Below are 1372 nucleotides of genomic sequence, written 5' to 3' on the forward strand. Positions count from 1 at the left end.
GAACAGCCATGCGTTTCTCCTATGTCAAGCGGCGGTCGGGAGGGCGGTGTCGGGGGCTGCTTTCGCGTCGGTTCTGAGGGTGTTGAAGACGGTGCGGGCTAGTCGTCGTTTGAGGCAGCGGAGGGCTTCGCGTTTGGTGTCGCCGGCGGCGAGGCGCTTGCGGTAGTAGATCTGGCCGCGGCTGTCGGTCATGCGGATCTGGGTTATCGCGATCCGATGCAGGGCGCAGTTCAGTTGCCGGTTGCCGGTTCGGGTCATCCGGACGCGACCGTTGGTGCTGCCGGACCAGACGGGGATCGGGGCAACCCCGGTGTGCCGGGCGTAGGCGGCTTCGGTGCGGAACCGTTGAATCCCTGCGGTCTCGCCGACGATCTTGGCGGCGGTCAACGCTCCGCATCCGGGCAGTTCAAGGAGGGTGGGAGCGATTGCGGCAGAGGCCTTCTCGATGCGTCTGGCCAGGGTGTTGATCTGCTCGGTGAGGCGGTCGATATCGGTGAGTTCGTCGAGAGTGAGCTCAGCGACCAACCCGGTTTGGGTGGTGAGCCACTCGCGGATCGCGGTCCGATGTTTGCGGCAGTCCAAGGTTTGCGGCTTCGGTTCCCGGCCGGGCTCAAGCTCGTGCAGATGCCACCGCAGCCGGTTGATCATCGCGGTGCGGATCTTGACCAGGTCCTCGCGGCGGTCGACCAGCAGCTTCAGTTCGCGGGACCGCTCATCATGGGACGCGACCGGCAGGTCCGGCTCCCGGAGCACCGCGCGGGCGACGGCGAGAGCGTCGATCGGGTCGGACTTGCCCCGGGTTCGGGCGGAGGCTCGGACTTGGGCCATCAGCTTCGCCGGGACCCGCACCACGTGCTGCCCGGCGGACAGCAGGTCACGTTCGAGACGGGCGGACATCTGCCGACAGTCCTCGATTCCCCAGGTCAGATCGGTTCCGAACTCGGACCTCGCCCAGCGGATCACCTTCTGATGCCCTACCGTGGTGGCCGCGACGACCTTCTCGCCGAGCCTGCGGCCGACGTCATCGACGGCGACGAAGGTGTGCGTGCGCTTGTGTACATCGGTTCCAACTACAACCATGGTGGTTGCCTCCCAATCCTGTGAGGTGGATGGTTGGACCGGCCGGCGGACACATCTCAGTGGGGGCGGTGCCACGCTCCTATCAAGTCACGCCGGTCGGTTCCAGCTCACCGAGCAGCGACAAAACGCATGGTGACCAGCCCTGAACGAGCGGGGCGGCAGGCGCGCATGGAGCCAGATGCCCGGTGAACTGAACCCAACCACCGCAGCGGCGTCAACACCAGAGACTCCCCAGCAAAGAAAGTGTCTCGGGCCGGTGACACGACCGCGGCACCTCCAGAATCGCACTGAG

At 66.0% G+C, this 1372-nt stretch carries 1 protein-coding gene; it reads right to left on the reverse strand.

The features are described from left to right. Positions 1 to 24: 24 nt before the first annotated feature. Positions 25 to 1080, reverse strand: a complete 1056-nt coding sequence (locus ACM9LD_RS25040) for an IS110 family RNA-guided transposase (protein ID WP_415679218.1) — start codon at positions 1078 to 1080, stop codon at positions 25 to 27. Between the last annotated feature and the right edge of the window lie 292 nt (positions 1081 to 1372).

It is taken from the genome of Tsukamurella hominis (genome assembly GCF_965137015.1).
Classification (GTDB): Bacteria; Actinomycetota; Actinomycetes; order Mycobacteriales; family Mycobacteriaceae; genus Tsukamurella; species Tsukamurella hominis.